The organism is Staphylococcus caprae, from assembly GCF_003966625.1.
In the GTDB taxonomy this organism is placed as follows: Bacteria; Bacillota; Bacilli; order Staphylococcales; family Staphylococcaceae; genus Staphylococcus; species Staphylococcus caprae.
This window is the reverse complement of the sequence record NZ_AP018587.1, coordinates 2433829-2453614: the sequence shown is the minus strand read 5'-3', so window position 1 is coordinate 2453614 and position 19786 is coordinate 2433829. Positions and strand designations below refer to the sequence as shown.

The following is a 19786-nucleotide window of genomic DNA, read 5'->3' as shown; positions in this document are numbered from 1 at the left end:
TTACACATCATGAAAACGATTAACACTAACAAAGCACCAGAAGCATTAGGACCTTATTCACATGCTACAGTCATCAATGACTTAGTTTTTACATCAGGTCAAATTCCATTAACACTTGATGGAACAATTGTAAGTGACGATGTACAAGAACAAACTAAGCAAGTTTTAGAAAACTTAACTGTGGTATTAAAAGAAGCAGGTTCTGATATAGATTCTGTTGTAAAAGCAACAATCTTTATTTCTGATATGAATAATTTCCAAAAAATAAATGAAATCTATGGAAACTATTTCGGCGAAACACAACCAGCACGTAGCTGTGTTGAAGTCGCACGTTTACCAAAAGACGTGAAGGTTGAAATTGAATTGATAGGTAAAGTTAAGGATTTATAATTTTCTTTTAAAAATATTGTCAAGCTTCTAATAATATAAAGATATACTAGGGGGGCTCACTACATGAAAGTGACAGATGTAAGACTTAGAAAAATACAAACAGATGGCAGAATGAAAGCACTTGTTTCCATTACACTTGATGAGGCATTCGTAATTCATGACTTACGTGTAATCGAAGGAAACTCAGGTCTATTCGTCGCAATGCCAAGCAAACGTACACCAGATGGTGAATTCCGCGACATCGCGCACCCTATCAACTCTGATATGAGACAAGAAATTCAAGATGCCGTGATGAAAGTATATGATGAAACAGACGAAGTCATTCCAGATAAAAATGCGACTTCAGATTCAGATAATGAAGAAACAGATGAAGCTTAAATAAAAATATAAAATTAAAGTATGAAAAATGGTCAACGTTTCGAGAGAGGGGCGTTGACCTTTTTTTGTCCATGGTACGTGTAATTGTTCATTGATACTTACAAAAGTAAAAATGTTTATAAAAAATTAACGATTAGTTAACAAAAACTTTTAAAAGTTGAAAGTCTATTAGTTGTTAAATTATAATAATTATGAAGTGTAAATTTTTATGGAGGGTTAGCATTCATGCAAAGACATGCGATTATTTTGGCAGCAGGTAAAGGCACAAGAATGAAATCAAAAAAATATAAAGTGCTACATGAAGTTGCTGGCAAATCAATGATTGAACATGTTCTCAACAGTGTTAAACAATCTGGAGTTAATCATATTGTAACTATCGTTGGGCACGGCGCAGAAAGTGTCAAAGAAACTTTAGGCGAACAATCATTATACAGTTTTCAAGAAGAGCAACTTGGAACAGCACATGCTGTAAAGACGGCACAAGAACACTTGGCGGATAAAGAAGGAACAACTTTAGTTGTATGTGGAGATACGCCATTAATTACATCTAAAACACTACAATCTCTTATCGATCATCATGAAGGTACAAATTCACAAGTAACTGTTCTTTCAGCTTCAACTAGCCAACCACATGGCTACGGTCGAATTGTTAGAGATTCAAACCATTTGCTACAACGTATCGTTGAGGAAAAAGATGCGAGTGACATTGAACGTGAGATTAACGAAATTAGCTCAGGCATTTTTGCCTTCGATAACCAAGTATTATTCGATAAATTAGCACAAGTGAAAAACGACAATGCACAAGGAGAATATTATTTACCTGACGTCTTATCACTCATCTTAGAGGATGGCGGTAAAGCTGAAATTTATCATACAGATGATTTTGATGAAATTATGGGCGTCAATGATCGAGTGATGTTGAGTGAAGCTGAAAAAGCATTCCAAAAACGTATTAATGATTTCCATATGAGAAATGGCGTAACGATTCTTGATCCAAACTCAACATATATTGGTCCAGACGTGGAAATTGGAATGGATACAACAATCGAACCAGGTGTGCGTATTGGAGGCCATACAACAATCGGTGAAGATGTACTGATTGGTCAGTACTCTGAAATTAATAATAGTACGATTCATTCGAATGCTAACATCAAACAATCTATCATCAACGACTCAATTGTAGGCGAGAAAACAAAAGTAGGACCATTTGCCCAATTGCGACCAGGCTCAAATCTTGGTGCAGATGTAAAAGTTGGAAACTTTGTTGAAGTGAAGAAAGCAAGTCTTAAAGATGGCGCGAAAGTATCACATCTAAGCTATATTGGCGATGCTGAAATTGGAGAACGTACGAATATTGGTTGTGGTTCAATCACTGTCAATTACGATGGCGTAAATAAATTTAAAACTATCGTAGGTAAGGACGCATTTATAGGATGTAACACAAATCTAATTGCACCTGTGACAGTAGGTGACCATACACTTATTGCAGCAGGTTCTACGATTACGGATGACATTCCTGAAGACAGTTTAGCGTTAGCGCGTGCGCGACAAGTTAATAAAGAAGGTTATTTGAAGAAGTAAATAGCGAAAACGTAAAGCGTGTAATCAAATGATTAAAGTGGAAATGAGTTTATCATCGAAATTATTTTGATTCGTCTGATAACATAGTAATAAAGTTCTATTTTCTATATAATAAAACTGTGTAAGTAAATAATTGGAGGACTATAAATGTTAAATAATGAATATAAGAATTCATCATTGAAGATCTTTTCGCTTAAAGGAAATGAACCCTTAGCACAAGAAGTAGCGGATCATGTAGGAATTGAACTAGGGAAATGTTCAGTAAAACGTTTTAGTGATGGAGAAATTCAAATCAATATTGAAGAAAGTATTCGTGGTTGTGATGTGTTTATTATTCAACCGACTTCATACCCTGTAAACCTTCATTTAATGGAGTTACTTATTATGATTGACGCATGTAAACGTGCATCAGCTGCAAATATTAACATCGTAGTACCTTACTATGGTTATGCGCGTCAAGACAGAAAGGCACGTAGCCGTGAACCAATCACAGCTAAGTTAGTAGCGAACCTTATCGAGACTGCGGGCGCTAATCGTATGATTGCGTTAGATTTACATGCCCCTCAAATTCAAGGATTCTTCGATATTCCAATCGATCACTTAATGGGTGTACCAATTCTTGCTCAACACTTTGAAAATGACCCAGATATCAATCCAGAAGAGTGTGTAGTTGTTTCACCAGACCATGGTGGTGTAACGCGTGCACGTAAATTAGCAGACATTTTAAAAACTCCAATTGCAATTATTGATAAACGTCGTCCTAAACCAAATGTGGCAGAAGTCATGAATATTGTTGGTGAGATTGAAGGACGTACAGCCATTATCATTGATGACATTATTGATACTGCTGGAACAATTACATTAGCTGCACAAGCACTTAAAGATAAAGGTGCTAAAGAAGTTTATGCTTGTTGTACGCACCCTGTATTATCAGGTCCAGCAAAAGAACGTATTGAAAACTCTGCAATTAAAGAATTAATTGTTACGAACTCAATTCAATTAGAAGAAAGTAGAAAACCTACAAACACTAAAGAACTTTCAGTTGCCGGTTTAATTGGAAAAGCAATTATCCGTGTGTATGAAAGAGAATCAGTAAGTGTATTATTTGACTAAAGGTTACAAATGCGTTTGACGTATTCACTATCAACGTGTATAATACATTCGTTCGTGAATTTACGGACAAATAAACACTTGCAAGCAACGATAACGTTGATGGGCAAGTGAGGAGCAGATAAGACAATCTGATGATTGCTCGAACTGCAAAATTTGAAAGGTGGAAATTTGAATGGCTTCATTAAAGTCAATCATCCGTCAAGGTAAACAAACTCGTTCTGACCTTAAACAATTAAGAAACTCAGGTAAAGTACCTGCAGTAGTATACGGTTACGGTACTAAAAATACTTCAGTTAAAGTTGATGAAGTTGAATTTATCAAAGTCATCCGTGAAGTAGGACGTAACGGTGTTATCGATTTAGGCGTTGGTTCTAAAACAATTAAAGTAATGGTTTCAGATTACCAATTTGACCCATTAAAGAACCAAATCACTCACATTGACTTCTTAGCAATCAACATGAGCGAAGAACGTACTGTAGAAGTACCAGTTCACTTAGTTGGTGAAGCTGTAGGCGCTAAAGAAGGCGGCGTAGTTGAACAACCATTATTCGACTTAGAAGTAACAGCTACTCCAGAAAATATCCCTGAATCAATCGAAGTGGATATCAGTGAGTTACAAATCAACGATAGCTTCTCTGTTGCTGACGTTAAAATTTCTGGTGACTTCACTATCGAAAATGACCCAGAAGACTCTATCGTAACAGTAGTTCCTCCAACAGACGAACCTTCTGAAGAAGAAGTAGAAGCTATGGAAGGCGAATCAGCAACTGAAGAACCAGAAGTTGTTGGTGAAGACAAAGAATCTGAAGAAGACAACAAAGAAGAATAATTCGGACTTGTCATCTAACAATCATCACTCGATGACTTTAGATTAATAATTACAAACAAAAGTCTGAGAGAAAAGTTTTATTTAGAATAGTTAAACTGAGTATTGATGGCGACACGCCTGCAGGAATAGCATGCGTCTTGAGACTACAAGCTCAAGCCATGCCCGCGGCAAGGGAGCTAAACAATACGAAGTATTGATATCATATTCTAATCTTCAAAAAGAGTTTGTCTACAGTCTGAAGCACTGTGCTTATACTAATAAGCATGGTGCTTTTTGTGTTATTATAAGGAATGATTAATTATTTGAAATTGGATGAAGGATAGGACGTATTGGCATGACACTTTCGTGTTAGGAGCCGTCCCTTCATTTTCAAAAATAAAACTCACGTAGATGAATATAGATTAAGAATAACGATGGAGGTAGCAAGATGAAGTGTATTGTCGGCCTAGGCAACATAGGTAAACGTTTCGAACTTACAAGGCATAATATTGGCTTTGAAGTGATCGACTATCTATTAGAACGTAATCAATTTACGTTAGATAAACAAAAGTTTAAAGGCGCGTATACGATTGAACGTTTAAACGGTGACAAAGTATTATTCATTGAACCGATGACAATGATGAACCTGTCAGGCGAAGCAGTTGCGCCATTAATGGACTATTATAACGTAGATACAGAAGATTTAATCGTATTATATGATGATTTAGATTTAGAACAGGGACAAGTTCGTTTGCGTCAGAAGGGGAGCGCAGGAGGACATAATGGGATGAAATCAATCATCAAGATGCTTGGTACTGATCAATTTAAACGTATTCGGATTGGCGTTGGACGACCAACGAACGGTATGTCAGTTCCTGACTATGTACTACAACGCTTTTCAAAAGAAGAAATGGTTACGATGGAAAAGGTGATTGAGCACTCTGCTAGAGCTGTCGAAGCTTTCATTGAGTCATCACGATTTGATCATGTCATGAATGAATATAATGGTGAAGTCAATTGAAATCAATGATTACAGATTATATAAGTGAAGATAAACGTTTTCAGGAATTAGATGACGTTTTTGGTCAAGATAACATATTAGTTACGGGATTATCCCCTTCTGCTAAAGCGACAATTATCGCTGAAAAGTATCTTAAAGATCATAAGCAATTGTTACTCGTAACGAATAATTTATACCAAGCGGACAAAATTGAAGCAGACCTTTTACAATACGTTGATGGTTCTGAAGTGTATAAGTACCCAGTACAAGATATTATGACTGAAGAATTCTCAACACAGAGTCCTCAATTAATGAGTGAACGTGTGAGAACATTGACGGCGCTAGCCCAAGGCGTGAAAGGGTTATTTATTGTGCCATTAAATGGTTTCAAAAAATGGTTAACCCCTGTAGAAATGTGGCAGAGTCATCAAATGACGCTTAAAGTAGGAGAAGACATAGATGTCGATGCATTTCTAAACAAATTAGTGAATATGGGCTATCGCAGAGAAAGTGTGGTTTCTCATATTGGGGAATTCTCACTACGTGGCGGTATCATCGATATTTATCCACTTATAGGTACGCCTGTAAGAATAGAATTATTTGATACAGAAGTCGATTCAATTAGAGACTTCGATGTTGAAACGCAGCGCTCTAATGAAAATATTGAAGAAGTCGAAATCACTACTGCGAGTGACTATATCATTACAGATGAGGTTATTCAGCATTTACAGACACATCTAAAAGAAGCGTACGAACATACACGTCCTAAAATTGAAAAATCTGTGCGTAATGATTTAAAAGAAACGTATGAAAGTTTCAAATTATTTGAATCTACATTCTTTGATCATCAATTATTACGACGTTTAGTTGCGTTTATGTATGAACAACCATCTACAATTATTGATTATTTCCGAGATGATGCGATTATCGCAGTAGATGAATTTAACCGTGTGAAAGAAACGGAAGAGACATTAACAACAGAAGTGGATGACTTTATTGGCAACTTAATTGAGAGTGGAAATGGGTTTATCGGACAAAGTTTCATGAAATATGATGGTTTCGAAACATTACTTGAAAAGCGTCCCGTGGCCTATTTCACATTATTCACATCCTCCATGCAAGTGCCGCTAGAACATATTATTAAATTCTCATGTAAACCTGTTCAGCAATTCTATGGTCAATACGACATCATGCGTTCAGAATTTCAAAGATTTATTCATAATGACTATACAATTATGGTACTTGTGGAGACGGAAACGAAAGTTGAACGTATTCAATCCATGTTAAATGAAATGCACATTCCGACGGTCTCTCATATCCATGAAAAGGTTGATAGCGGACAAGCCATCGTTACAGAAGGTAGTTTGTCTGAAGGCTTTGAATTACCTTACATGCAATTAGTGGTGATTACGGAGAGAGAACTTTTCAAGACAAAACAAAAGAAACAACGTAAGCGTACCAAAACGCTATCGAACGCTGAAAAGATCAAATCTTATCAAGACTTAAACGTAGGAGACTATATCGTTCACGTACATCACGGGGTTGGACGTTATTTAGGTGTTGAAACGCTTGAAGTAGGCGATACACATCGTGATTATATTAAATTGCAGTATAAAGGTACTGACCAATTATTCGTGCCTGTAGATCAAATGGACCAGGTTCAAAAATATGTTGCTTCTGAAGATAAATCCCCAAGATTAAACAAATTGGGCGGCACAGAATGGAAGAAGACGAAAGCCAAAGTTCAACAAAGTGTTGAAGATATTGCAGATGAATTGATAGACCTTTATAAAGAACGTGAAATGTCGGTGGGTTACAAATATGGGGAGGACACTGCAGAACAATCAGCATTTGAACATGACTTCCCATATGAGTTAACACCTGACCAAGACAAATCAATTGAAGAAATCAAGAGCGATATGGAACGTGAACGACCTATGGATCGTTTATTATGTGGTGATGTTGGTTATGGTAAGACGGAAGTTGCTGTGCGTGCAGCATTTAAAGCAGTGATGGAAGGGAAACAAGTGGCCTTTCTTGTTCCTACTACCATTCTGGCTCAACAGCATTATGAGACGCTGATTGAACGTATGCAAGACTTCCCTGTTGAAATTCAGCTTGTGAGTCGTTTCCGTACTACGAAGGAAATTAAAGAGACGAAAGAAGGCTTGAAATCTGGATACGTGGATATCGTGGTCGGTACTCATAAATTGCTCGGCAAAGATATCCAGTATAAAGATTTAGGTCTACTCATTGTCGATGAAGAACAACGATTCGGTGTACGACACAAAGAACGCATTAAAACGCTCAAAAAGAACGTGGATGTGCTCACTTTAACGGCGACACCTATACCAAGAACCTTGCACATGAGTATGTTAGGCGTTCGTGATTTATCTGTTATCGAAACGCCACCGGAGAACCGCTTCCCTGTCCAAACTTATGTGTTAGAACAAAACACTAACTTTATTAAAGAAGCATTAGAACGTGAATTGTCTCGTGATGGGCAAGTGTTCTATTTGTATAACAAAGTTCAATCTATTTATGAAAAGCGCGAACAACTGCAAATGCTAATGCCAGATGCTAATATTGCGGTTGCGCATGGTCAAATGACTGAACGTGATTTAGAAGAGACAATGCTTAGTTTCATCAACCATGAATATGATATCTTGGTTACAACAACGATTATTGAAACAGGTGTGGATGTTCCTAATGCCAATACACTGATTATCGAAGAAGCTGACCGTTTTGGTCTTAGTCAACTGTATCAACTTAGAGGACGTGTAGGACGTTCAAGTCGAATCGGGTATGCTTACTTCCTCCATCCAGCTAACAAGGTCTTAAATGAAACAGCTGAAGAACGTCTACAAGCGATTGAAGAATTTACTGAACTTGGTTCTGGCTTTAAAATCGCAATGCGAGATCTCAATATTCGTGGCGCTGGAAACTTACTAGGTAAACAACAGCATGGCTTTATCGATTCAGTTGGTTTCGACTTGTACTCACAAATGCTTGAAGAAGCGGTTAATGAAAAGCGTGGCATTAAAGAAGAAACACCAGATGCGCCAGAAGTAGAAGTGGAACTGAATCTCGACGCTTATTTGCCAGCTGAATATATACAAAATGAACAAGCTAAAATTGAAATTTATAAAAAATTGCGTAAAGTTGAGACCGAAGATCAATTATTCGATGTTAAAGATGAACTTATCGACCGTTTCAATGATTATCCAGTTGAGGTGGAACGTCTTTTAGATATTGTTGAAATTAAAGTACATGCCCTCCATGCGGGTATTACATTGATTAAAGATAAAGGCAAGACAATTGAGGTATCGCTTTCTACAAAAGCTACTGAAAATATTAACGGCGAAGAACTATTCAAACAGTCGCAACCACTAGGTAGAGCCATGAAAGTAGGCGTTCAAGATAACGCAATGCGCGTGACGCTTACTAAATCTAAACAGTGGCTAGATAGCTTGAAATTCTTAGTTAAATGTATCGAAGAAAGTATGGCGATTGAAGATGAAGCGTAAATCACAGCCTAAAACAGCGTTTAATGGTGTCATCATACTGACGTTAGCGCTCATTATTGTTAAAGTTTTGAGTGCCATTTATCGTGTGCCATATCAGAATGTACTTGGAGATCAAGGATTATATGCATATCAACAGGTCTATCCCATCGTGGCATTAGGTATGATTCTGTCCATGAATGCGATACCGAGTGCCGTCACTCAAGTTTTAGGTGTCAATAGCTCTATTTCGACTTATTCGAAAGTGATGTTACGTTTGCAATATGTTGGATTTGCCATATTTGTCGTCATCTTTATTTGTGCACATCCTATTGCGGTTTGGATGGGTGATGACAGATTAACGCCAATGTTAAGAATGGCGAGTTTTAGCTTTATATTCATTGGTATCTTAGGCGTGTTGCGTGGATTTTACCAGACGAAACAAGAGATGAATATCCCAGCTATTTCCCAGGTAATAGAACAATTCATTCGGGTTGGCTTAATTATTATTGCGATTGTCTTATTTTCTCTTCATGGCTGGTCAGTTTACCAAGCAGGGACATTAGCAATTCTGGCTTCATCTATTGGGTTTTTAGGTTCCATGCTTTATTTAGTGCTGACGCGTCCATTTTCCTTAAAATTAAAGCACAACACAGTGCATGTAAATTGGCGACAATTATTCGTATCTATATTAATCTATGCATTGAGCCAACTTATCGTCATCTTGTGGCAAGTTGTCGATAGTTTCACTGTTATACACACGTTACAAGTGAGTGGGCTCTCGTTTAAAGAAGCCATCCAGCATAAAGGTATATATGATAGAGGTGCATCCTTTATCCAAATGGGCTTAATCGTCACAACAACATTTAGTTTCGTGCTCATACCTTTAATCACTGAAGCTATTCAACATCGTAATGATATTCATAAGAATCGCTATGCGAATGCATCAGTAAAGATTACTGTGTTGATGAGTTCGGCAGCGGGAATTGGCTTAATCAATTTGCTTCCACTGATGAATCGTGTCTTTTTCAAGAACAATGCACTCACTGCAACACTAAGCGTCTATATGGTTACAGTAATGTGTGTATCACTCATTATGATGAATATTGCGTTGTTACAAGTGTTAAATCATATACGACCTATATTGATTGGCATTACACTTGGATTGATGTCTAAAGCTATTTTAAATGTTATATGCATCAGTCAATTTGGTATTTTGGGTGCCAGTTTAAGCACCGTGCTATCGCTATTTATATTTGTGGGTGTGTTACAAATAGAAGTATTGAAGTATTATCGTTTTAGTCAGATGCGCTCGTTTATTATTAAATTAGTAGGTGGCATGGTTGTTATGAGTGTAGCTGTGCAAGCGGTAATGTTCTTGATTCCGAGTCACGGACGAATGATGGGATTGATTGAATTATTCATCGGTGCTTTCGTAGGAATTGGCATTCTGATTATATATATCATGATGTTTGATGTATTAAGCTATAAAGAGTTGAAATATTTACCTTTTGGAGATAAACTTTATCATTTTAAGAAAGGAAGACGTTCATGAGTCACACTATTACAATTGTTGGTTTAGGTAATTACAGTATTGATGATTTACCGCTAGGCATTTATCGCTTTTTAAAAAATAAACCCAAAATCTATGCGAGAACTTTAGATCACCCCGTGGTCGAAGAACTGAAGAAAGAACTTCACTTCGAAAGTTTTGATGATATTTATGAGGATAATGCAACTTTCGAAGAAGTGTACGAAACGATTGTGAATGAATTGATACAACGTGCACAATTCGAAGATATTGTTTATGCAGTTCCGGGTCATCCTCGCGTGGCCGAGACGACGACGGCAAAGTTGATCGAATATAGTCAATCGCATGATGATATTAATGTAGAAACTTTGGGTGGTAAAAGCTTTATCGATGATATCTTTGAAGCGGTAAATGTGGACCCTAACGATGGCTTTACGTTGTTAGATGGCACAGCTTTAGAAGAGTCAATGCTGAATATACGCACACATACGATGATTACACAAGTGTATAGTGCAATGGTGGCGGCTGATCTGAAGTTAACGTTGATGGAACGCTACCCTGACGATTGGGAAGTGAAGATTGTGACAGGTGCGCATAGTGGTGGTTCTCAAGTAATTACATGCCCACTTTATGAAATTGATCATCATGAAAATGAATTCAATAATCTTACAAGTTTATACATTCCTAAAGTGAACGATGATAAAGCATTTTATCAAGACTTTGACTTTGCGGTACAAACAATTGATTTACTTGTAGATGACGAGAAAGGTTGTCCTTGGGATAAAATTCAAACGCATGAAACACTTAAACGGTATTTGTTAGAAGAAACGTTTGAATTATTCGAAGCGATTGACAATGAAGATGATTGGCATATGATAGAAGAGTTAGGTGACATCTTACTACAAGTCTTACTCCACACAAGTATTGGCAAAAAAGAAGGTTATATGGATATCAAAGAAGTCATTGAAAGCCTTAATGCCAAGATGATCCGTCGTCATCCTCATATATTTGGAGAAGCACAAGCTGATTCTGTGGAAGACTTAAAAGAGATTTGGTCTGCAGCGAAAGATAAAGAAGGCAAAAAGCCTCGTGTGAAATTCGAGAAAGTATTTGCAGAGCATTTCTTGAAGTTGTATGATGAAACCAAAAATAAACACTTTGACGAAGACGCCCTCAGAAATTTTTTACAACAAGGGGAGAATCAATCATGAGATTAGATAAATATTTAAAGGTTTCACGACTTGTTAAACGACGTACGTTAGCTAAAGAAATTAGCGATCAAGGTCGTGTAACTGTAAACGGAAATGTAGCGAAAGCAGGAACTGATGTTAAAGAAAATGATGAACTCGTCATTCGCTTTGGCCAGAAGTTAGTTACTGTTAAAGTTACGGGTTTAAATGAACATGCTACAAAAGAAAACGCAAAAGGCATGTATGAATTAATTAAAGAAGAACGCATTAATGAAGCGTGAAATGTACAAGGAGGTGACAAGCAATGAGTAATAAAGTAGAGAATATAGGCAATCAGTATACCTCACAAGAAAATAAGAAAAAGCAGCGTCAAAAAATGAAAATGCGTGTCGTACGTAAACGTATTGCTGTATTTGGTGGCATACTTTTAGCAGCTATACTGATTTTAATCGTGTTGCTTGTCATTCAAAAGCATAGTAACGATCAAGATGCGGTTGAAAGAAAACATAAAGAAGCCCAATTCCAAAAACAACAAGATGAGGAAATTGCTCTAAAAGAGAAATTAAATAACTTAAATGATAAGGATTATATAGAAAAAGTAGCTCGAGATGACTATTATTTAAGTAATAAGGGCGAAGTTATATTTAGATTACCAGGTGACAATAAATCCTCTAAATCTAAATCATCCGATGATGACGATAACTAGGATGATAAAATAATCTGATTATAGCATTGTTAAATTACGCGAACAGGAATATAATAAGAATAAAATCGAATCTAACCAGGAGGATTTATTTAGAAAATGTCAATCGAAGTAGGAAACAAGCTTAAAGGTAAAGTTACAGGTATCAAAAAATTTGGTGCATTTGTAGAATTACCTGAAGGAAAAAGTGGTTTAGTACATATCAGTGAGGTTGCTGACAATTACGTTGAAAATGTTGAAGACCACTTATCAGTTGGTGACGAAGTTGAAGTAAAGGTATTATCAATCGCTGATGACGGTAAAATTAGTCTATCGATTAAAAAAGCTAAAGATCGTCCTCGTAAACCTCACCATAATAATAAATCTAATCATGGAAAGCCAGTTCAAAAAACTGAAGACTTTGAGAAGAAATTAAGTAACTTCCTAAAGGATAGTGAAGACAAATTAACTTCAATCAAACGTCAAACAGAGTCACGTCGTGGCGGTAAAGGTTCAAGACGTTAATATAAAATAGATTTAGACATACATCGAGCCATATTTAATACAATGAATAATGGTGGATAAGAACAAAATGTGGTGGCCATCAAAGAGAGATGTTGGTCGGTGATTGAACACATGTATCACTCTTACGGGGTGGGACGACGAATTCAAATATAACTCTTTTGAATTCTCGCCCACTCCTATTTTATTTTCGAAGTGAGGTGAGATAATGGAGCTTAACACAGAAGGATGGTCTAAAGATGCGCACTTAGTGGTTGCTGTTTCAACAGGGGTTGATAGCATGTCTTTATTACATAGTTTGTTGCATGATTATCATAATACATATCGCAAACTAACTTGTGTTCATGTGAATCACGGTTTGCGTCATCAATCTGTTGAAGAAGAACAGTTTCTTAAAGATTATTGCAGAGCGCATCATATTGAATTATATGTGAAACATCTCGATTTATCTCAAATAGTAGAAAAGGGTAATAGTATTCAGCATGAAGCAAGGCAACGCCGGTATGATTGGTTTGGTGAAATCATTCAAAAAATCGATGCTGATGCCTTGTTAACAGCACACCATCTTGATGATCAGCTTGAAACGATTTTTTATCGTTTACTAAGTGGTCGATCTACTCGTAGTGCTTTAGGTATGTCACTCATATCAAATTATAAACATTATCGTGTTTGTCGTCCTTTATTAGAAGTATCAAAAGAGGACATTTTAGCTTACCAACATTCGAACACTATTCCTTACTTTGAAGATGATTCCAATCAAGACACGAAATATGTGCGGAATGATATTAGACAGCGAATCCTTCCGACAATCAATCGCAATCCATTTCTCGATACACATCATTTGTTGAGGTTAAAGGACTGGCATGACAATGAATTACAGTTATTAAATGAATATGCGCAACATTTTATCACTCACTTCGTATTTGAAAATAAAGACGAGATGGGCTATTCATTTTCAAGGGAAGCCTTTAATACACTCAATTCAAATGTTAAAACAATAGTAATGGATCAACTATTTGAAAATTTGAAACTTCACTTTGCAATACCTCAAAAAACATACGATGAATGGTTTCAACAATTTCAAAATAACAAATCTCAATTTAATATAGATGTTACAGAAAAATGGATAATTCAAATTGCATATGATACATTAATAATAATGGCTAAATCAGTAGACAGAGAAAATAGCATAACAAGTATTACGATAGAACAGCCAGGTACATATCGATTCAATGGCTATAAAATTGATATTAATCAACACTTACCTGAGACGTCATACCCTCTAAAAATTCGAGTGAGACGTCATGGTGATGTGTTTAAACTCAACGGTAAAAAAGGGCATAAAAAAGTAAGTCGTTTGTTCATAGATCAAAAAATTATCGCTGATGAACGAGAGCGTATACCTGTAGTGGTTGATAATTCTAATGAAATCTTAGCTATAGGGTGCTTATATGTCCATGAGCGTTTTAAAGACTTAATAATGATTACGGATAATGGAGATGAATAATAATGCATAACGATTTAAAGGATGTTTTATTAACAGAGGAAGACATTCAAAATATTTGTAAAGAATTAGGTGAAAAGATTACAGCAGACTATCAAAATCGTCCGCTTGTATGTGTAGGTATTCTTAAAGGATCAGTCATGTTCATGGCAGATTTAATCAAACGTATCGATACACATTTATCCATCGATTTTATGGATGTTTCAAGTTATCACGGAGGTACAGAATCAACGGGTGAAGTTCAAATTATAAAGGATTTAGGTTCATCAATTGAAAATAAAGATGTACTGATCATTGAAGATATTTTAGAAACAGGAACAACATTAAAATCTATAACTGAGTTATTACAATCACGTAAAGTTAAGTCTTTAGAAATTGTAACACTACTTGATAAACCAAATCGTCGTAAAGCGGATATAGAAGCGAAATACGTTGGTAAAAAAATCCCAGATGAATTTGTTGTTGGTTACGGCTTAGATTATGGGGAATTATATAGAAACTTACCGTATATTGGTACGTTAAAACCTGAAGTTTATTCTAAATAAATGTATGGGTGGAACCTAAGTGAATACAAGCACTATTGATTTGCGTATTGCGTACATTATAACTATGCGTGTCGCTAGATATAGTGTAGACTCGATTTATACGCTATAGGTCCTTTTTGAAGTGAGTCGTATTTGTCTTTACATGATAAATGAATAAGATAGCAAAATTTAAAGAAATATATAGTTGGAATTGACTAAAATTGAAGAATCAATACGAAAGTTGAAATACTAGCCTGTCTAAGAAGTATTGTGTTACAATTTTTGTTAGTTTTATTATTGGAAGTAGGAGGAAATGACGCATGCAGAAAGCTTTTCGCAATGTGCTAGTTATCGCAATTATAGGCGTTATTATATTTGGGGTATTTTCGTTCTTAAACGGTAATGGAAATATGCCTAAACAACTTACATACACTCAATTTGTTAATAAGTTGGATAAAGGCGATTTAAAATCTTTAGAAATCCAACCTGAACAAAATGTATATATGGTAAGTGGTAAAACTAAAAGTGGTGACGATTACTCATCAACAGTTTTATATAACAATGAAAAAGACTTACAAAAAATTACAGACACAGCTAAGAAACAAGATGGTCTGAAATTTACAGTTAAAGAAGAAGAAAAACAAAGTGTCTTTGTTAGTATTCTAACAACACTGATTCCAGTATTAATCATTGCATTATTATTTATTTTCTTCCTTAGCCAAGCCCAAGGTGGTGGCGGCGGAGGTCGTATGATGAACTTTGGTAAATCTAAAGCTAAAATGTACGACAGTAATAAACGTCGCGTTCGTTTCTCTGATGTTGCAGGTGCTGATGAAGAGAAACAAGAATTAATCGAAATTGTAGATTTCTTAAAAGATAATAAGAAATTTAAACAAATGGGATCTAGAATTCCTAAAGGTGTCTTACTTGTTGGACCTCCAGGTACAGGTAAAACATTATTAGCACGTGCGGTTGCAGGGGAAGCTGGCGCACCATTCTTCTCTATCAGTGGTTCTGACTTCGTAGAGATGTTTGTTGGTGTTGGTGCAAGCCGTGTTCGTGATTTATTCGAAAATGCTAAGAAAAACGCACCATGTATCATTTTTATTGATGAAATTGATGCAGTAGGTCGTCAACGTGGCGCTGGTGTAGGCGGCGGTCATGATGAACGTGAACAAACGCTTAACCAATTGTTAGTTGAAATGGACGGCTTTGGGGAAAATGAAGGCATCATCATGATTGCTGCGACAAACCGTCCTGATATCTTGGACCCAGCCTTATTACGTCCTGGTCGTTTCGATAGACAAATTCAAGTTGGACGTCCGGATGTTAAAGGTCGTGAAGCAATTCTTCACGTACACGCTAGAAACAAACCACTTGATGAAACAGTTGACTTGAAGGCAATTTCTCAAAGAACACCTGGTTTCTCTGGTGCTGATTTAGAAAACTTACTTAACGAAGCATCATTAATTGCTGCTCGTGAAGGTAAAAATAAAATTGACATGCGTGACATTGAAGAAGCAACAGACCGTGTAATTGCAGGTCCAGCTAAGAAATCTCGTGTTATTTCTGAGAAAGAACGTAATATTGTTGCACATCATGAAGCAGGGCATACTATTATTGGTATGGTGCTTGATGAAGCAGAAGTCGTGCACAAAGTAACAATCGTCCCTCGTGGACAAGCTGGTGGTTACGCGATGATGTTACCGAAACAAGATCGCTTCTTAATGACTGAGCCAGAATTACTAGATAAAATTTGTGGTTTACTTGGTGGACGTGTTTCTGAAGATATCAACTTTGGCGAAGTATCAACAGGTGCTTCAAATGACTTTGAACGTGCAACACAAATTGCCAGATCAATGGTTACTGAATATGGTATGAGTAAGAAACTCGGACCGTTACAATTCTCTAGTAGTAGCGGTGGCCAAGTATTCCTTGGAAAAGATATGCAAGGCGAGCCTAATTACTCTGGTCAAATTGCTTATGAAATTGATAAAGAAGTTCAACGTATCGTTAAAGAACAATACGAACGTTGTAAACAAATCTTATTAGAACATGAAGAACAACTTAAACTGATTGCTAAGACATTGCTTACTGAAGAAACATTAGTTGCAGAACAAATCCGTTCATTATTTAACGAAGGTAAATTACCTGAAGTTGATTATGACGCTGCAAAAGTAGTTAAAGATGAAGATACAGATTATAGTGATGGTAAATATGGCAAATCTTACGACGATATTCGTAAAGAACAACTAGAAGAAGGCCATAAGGAAGAAGAACAAGATCGTAAAGAAGATCGTGAAATCGATAAAGAAAGACGTCAACAAGAAGATCGTGATCGTTCAGGAAGCGAATCAGACCATGATTCTGATTCAGAAGCGACTGGACATGAACAATCACCAAATATCGATAAACCATATGATCCAAGTAATCCTGATAACAGACATTAGTTAAGTTGAATTAAGTCTCTTTCTACTCATTCAATCATTGAAGTAGGAAGAGGCTTTTTTTAGTGTGAGATGATGCTCAGTGTGGAATGATAGAAACGTAAGGTATTTCGAAGGTATGCTTGTTTAAAATTAATCATAATGAGGTAGGCTTATTTGATTTATTTCGGGCTACTCGAATGTTTATTTTCAAAATGAGCAACACATTTCATATTACTAAACAACAGATGTATAATAGTCAATCAGTAATGAATTTAAAAATAAAACTTATGAAATAGATTAAAAATTAAAAGGAGAATGACAAATGACACATGATTATATCGTAAGAGGATTGGCATATGATGGCGAAATCAGAGCCTATGCAGCAATCACTACAGAATCTGTGCAAGAAGCACAAACTAGACACTATACGTGGCCTACAGCATCAGCTGCAATGGGACGTACGATGACTGCAACAGTTATGATGGGTGCAATGTTAAAAGGCGATCAAAAGTTAACTGTTACAGTAGACGGCAAAGGACCAATAGGACGAATTATCGCAGATGCAGACGCAACAGGAAACGTACGTGCATATGTCGACCATCCACAAACACACTTCCCACTTAATGCGCAAGGTAAGTTGGATGTGAGTCGTGCAGTAGGTACTGATGGCTCAATTCAAGTGGTTAAAGATGTAGGAATGAAAGACTATTTCTCAGGAGCAAGTCCGATAGTATCCGGTGAACTTGGAGATGACTTTACTTATTATTATGCTACAAGTGAACAAACACCATCTTCAGTTGGATTAGGTGTTCTAGTTAACCCTGATAACTCAATTAAAGCTGCAGGAGGTTTTATTATCCAAGTTATGCCTGGGGCTAAAGATGAAACAGTGACGCGTTTAGAGAATGCAATTAATCAAATGCAACCAGTTTCTAAGTTAATTGAACAAGGATTAACACCTGAAGGTATTCTTAATGAAGTTCTAGGAGAAGATAATGTTCAAATCTTAGATACGATGCCTGCACAATTTGAATGTAATTGCAGTCATGAAAAATTCTTAAACGCGATCAAAGGCTTAGGTGAAGCAGAAGTACAAAGTATGATTGATGAAGATCATGGTGCTGAAGCAGTTTGTCATTTCTGTGGTAATAAATATCAATATAGTGAAGGCGAATTAGAAGATTTATTAGCGACAATGAAGTAAGTATGACGCTAAATGGGATTGAATAATAGCTGAAAAGTATGTTTAGGGGAGATAGTTGAACCCATGAAATTTAAGATTGACGTTTTCGATATCACCAATTTGACGGTATCGTAGTAGTTAATCTTCATTCATGGTTCAGTTATCTCCTTACGTTTAATTTGATTTCTGTAGGGAAAAATTCTAATGTATATGTTAAGTATAGGTTTTTTATTGAGGACAAGACAATTCTGTTTCTCTTTTTAGAAAATTCTGATAGAATAAATCTATATCCGATAGGAAAACTAAGTTTTATAATTATATAACAAAAAGGAGTGTTTTTAATGGCACAAAAACCCGTAGATAACGTTACACAAATTATTGGTAACACACCTGTAGTTAAATTAAGAAACGTAGTTGATGAAGACGCAGCAGATATTTATGTCAAATTAGAATATCAAAATCCAGGTGGCTCAGTTAAAGACCGTATCGCATTAGCAATGATTGAAAAAGCCGAACGCGAAGGTAAAATTAAACCTGGCGACACAATTGTAGAACCAACAAGTGGTAACACAGGTATCGGTTTAGCATTTGTATGTGCAGCAAAAGGTTATAAAGCTGTCTTCACAATGCCTGAAACAATGAGTCAAGAGCGTCGTAACTTATTAAAAGCTTATGGTGCAGAACTTGTATTAACTCCAGGGTCAGAAGCAATGAAAGGTGCTATTAAAAAAGCGAAAGAACTTAAAGAAGAACACGGCTATTTCGAACCTCAACAATTCGAAAACCCTGCTAACCCTGAAATCCATGAACTTACAACTGGTCCAGAATTAGTAGAGCAATTTGAAGGTAAAGAAATTGATGCTTTCTTAGCAGGTGTAGGTACAGGTGGTACACTTTCAGGTGTTGGTAAAGTCTTAAGAAAAGAATATCCTAACGTTCAAATCGTGGCGATTGAACCAGAAGCTTCTCCTGTATTAAGCGGTGGCGAACCTGGTCCACATAAATTACAAGGTTTAGGTGCAGGATTCGTACCTGATACACTCAACACTGAAATTTATGATAGTATTATTAAAGTTGGTAATGAGACTGCAATGGATATGGCTCGTCGAGTAGCTAAAGAAGAAGGTATCTTAGCTGGTATTTCTTCAGGTGCTGCAATCTATGCTGCTATCCAAAAAGCAAAAGAATTAGGTAAAGGTAAAACAGTTGTAACAGTATTACCAAGTAATGGTGAACGTTACCTATCTACTCCTTTATATTCATTTGATGACTAATATTAAATAATTAAAGTTATATATATAGACGAAGATGTTGGCTAAGTTGCTATGATATCGATGTATTTTGAACATTGATATTGTAAAGACTGATTGGCCCTGCATCTTCGTCTTTTTTGTTATTGTGAAAACATATCATGTTCTGTAATTTTATATTTTTAATTAAAAATGAAA

17 protein-coding genes are annotated in these 19786 nt (G+C 36.2%); all 17 read left to right on the top strand.

The annotated features are described in order from the left end of the window. Positions 1 to 9: 9 nt before the first annotated feature. The 17 genes from JMUB898_RS11875 to cysK all read left to right on the top strand — a co-directional run bounded on the left by JMUB898_RS11875 (position 10) and on the right by cysK (position 19612). Positions 10 to 390: a RidA family protein gene (locus JMUB898_RS11875; protein ID WP_002445703.1), complete on the top strand. Its 381-nt coding sequence runs from the start codon at positions 10 to 12 to the stop codon at positions 388 to 390. Between the two features lie 63 nt (positions 391 to 453). Continuing rightward, complete coding sequence (gene spoVG, locus JMUB898_RS11870; RefSeq protein WP_002445702.1) at positions 454 to 768, top strand: septation regulator SpoVG; 315 nt, start codon at positions 454 to 456, stop codon at positions 766 to 768. 225 nt (positions 769 to 993) lie between these two features. Then, positions 994 to 2349, top strand: a complete 1356-nt coding sequence (glmU, locus tag JMUB898_RS11865) for a bifunctional UDP-N-acetylglucosamine diphosphorylase/glucosamine-1-phosphate N-acetyltransferase GlmU (RefSeq protein ID WP_002445701.1) — start codon at positions 994 to 996, stop codon at positions 2347 to 2349. Positions 2350 to 2496: 147 nt separating this feature from the next. After that, the gene (locus JMUB898_RS11860; protein WP_002445700.1) at positions 2497 to 3462 is read left to right on the top strand and encodes a ribose-phosphate diphosphokinase; all 966 of its coding nucleotides are present in this window, start codon (positions 2497 to 2499) and stop codon (positions 3460 to 3462) included. A gap of 172 nt (positions 3463 to 3634) precedes the next feature. Further along, entirely contained in the window at positions 3635 to 4291 is a 657-nt protein-coding gene (locus tag JMUB898_RS11855; RefSeq protein WP_002445699.1) for a 50S ribosomal protein L25/general stress protein Ctc, read from the top strand. Between the two features lie 427 nt (positions 4292 to 4718). Continuing rightward, the gene (pth, locus tag JMUB898_RS11850) at positions 4719 to 5291 is read left to right on the top strand and encodes an aminoacyl-tRNA hydrolase (protein ID WP_002445698.1); all 573 of its coding nucleotides are present in this window, start codon (positions 4719 to 4721) and stop codon (positions 5289 to 5291) included. Positions 5292 to 5296: 5 nt separating this feature from the next. Then, positions 5297 to 8797: a transcription-repair coupling factor gene (gene mfd, locus JMUB898_RS11845; protein WP_172594859.1), complete on the top strand. Its 3501-nt coding sequence runs from the start codon at positions 5297 to 5299 to the stop codon at positions 8795 to 8797. Next, positions 8787 to 10328, top strand: a complete 1542-nt coding sequence (locus JMUB898_RS11840; RefSeq protein ID WP_002445696.1) for a polysaccharide biosynthesis protein — start codon at positions 8787 to 8789, stop codon at positions 10326 to 10328. Before mfd ends, JMUB898_RS11840 begins: the two co-directional genes overlap by 11 nt. After that, the gene (locus tag JMUB898_RS11835) at positions 10325 to 11515 is read left to right on the top strand and encodes a MazG nucleotide pyrophosphohydrolase domain-containing protein (RefSeq protein ID WP_002445695.1); all 1191 of its coding nucleotides are present in this window, start codon (positions 10325 to 10327) and stop codon (positions 11513 to 11515) included. The genes JMUB898_RS11840 and JMUB898_RS11835 overlap by 4 nt, the downstream gene beginning before the upstream one ends. Next, positions 11512 to 11775, top strand: coding sequence for an RNA-binding S4 domain-containing protein (locus JMUB898_RS11830; RefSeq protein ID WP_002445693.1), 264 nt, complete (start codon positions 11512 to 11514; stop codon positions 11773 to 11775). Before JMUB898_RS11835 ends, JMUB898_RS11830 begins: the two co-directional genes overlap by 4 nt. 23 nt (positions 11776 to 11798) lie before the next feature. Continuing rightward, on the top strand, positions 11799 to 12200 hold the full coding sequence (gene divIC / locus JMUB898_RS11825; RefSeq protein WP_002445692.1) for a cell division protein DivIC: 402 nt from the start codon (positions 11799 to 11801) through the stop codon (positions 12198 to 12200). 96 nt (positions 12201 to 12296) lie between these two features. Further along, positions 12297 to 12701 (top strand): S1 domain-containing RNA-binding protein, encoded by a 405-nt coding sequence (locus tag JMUB898_RS11820; RefSeq protein ID WP_002445691.1) that lies wholly within the window; start codon positions 12297 to 12299, stop codon positions 12699 to 12701. 205 nt (positions 12702 to 12906) lie between these two features. Next, entirely contained in the window at positions 12907 to 14205 is a 1299-nt protein-coding gene (gene tilS, locus JMUB898_RS11815) for a tRNA lysidine(34) synthetase TilS (protein WP_002445690.1), read from the top strand. Between the two features lie 2 nt (positions 14206 to 14207). Then, positions 14208 to 14747, top strand: coding sequence for a hypoxanthine phosphoribosyltransferase (hpt, locus tag JMUB898_RS11810; RefSeq protein WP_002445689.1), 540 nt, complete (start codon positions 14208 to 14210; stop codon positions 14745 to 14747). Between the two features lie 299 nt (positions 14748 to 15046). Next, positions 15047 to 17176: an ATP-dependent zinc metalloprotease FtsH gene (ftsH, locus tag JMUB898_RS11805; protein WP_002445687.1), complete on the top strand. Its 2130-nt coding sequence runs from the start codon at positions 15047 to 15049 to the stop codon at positions 17174 to 17176. Between the two features lie 301 nt (positions 17177 to 17477). Beyond that, positions 17478 to 18359 (top strand): Hsp33 family molecular chaperone HslO, encoded by an 882-nt coding sequence (gene hslO / locus JMUB898_RS11800; protein WP_002445686.1) that lies wholly within the window; start codon positions 17478 to 17480, stop codon positions 18357 to 18359. A gap of 320 nt (positions 18360 to 18679) precedes the next feature. After that, positions 18680 to 19612 (top strand): cysteine synthase A, encoded by a 933-nt coding sequence (gene cysK / locus JMUB898_RS11795; protein ID WP_002445685.1) that lies wholly within the window; start codon positions 18680 to 18682, stop codon positions 19610 to 19612. Positions 19613 to 19786: the final 174 nt, after the last annotated feature.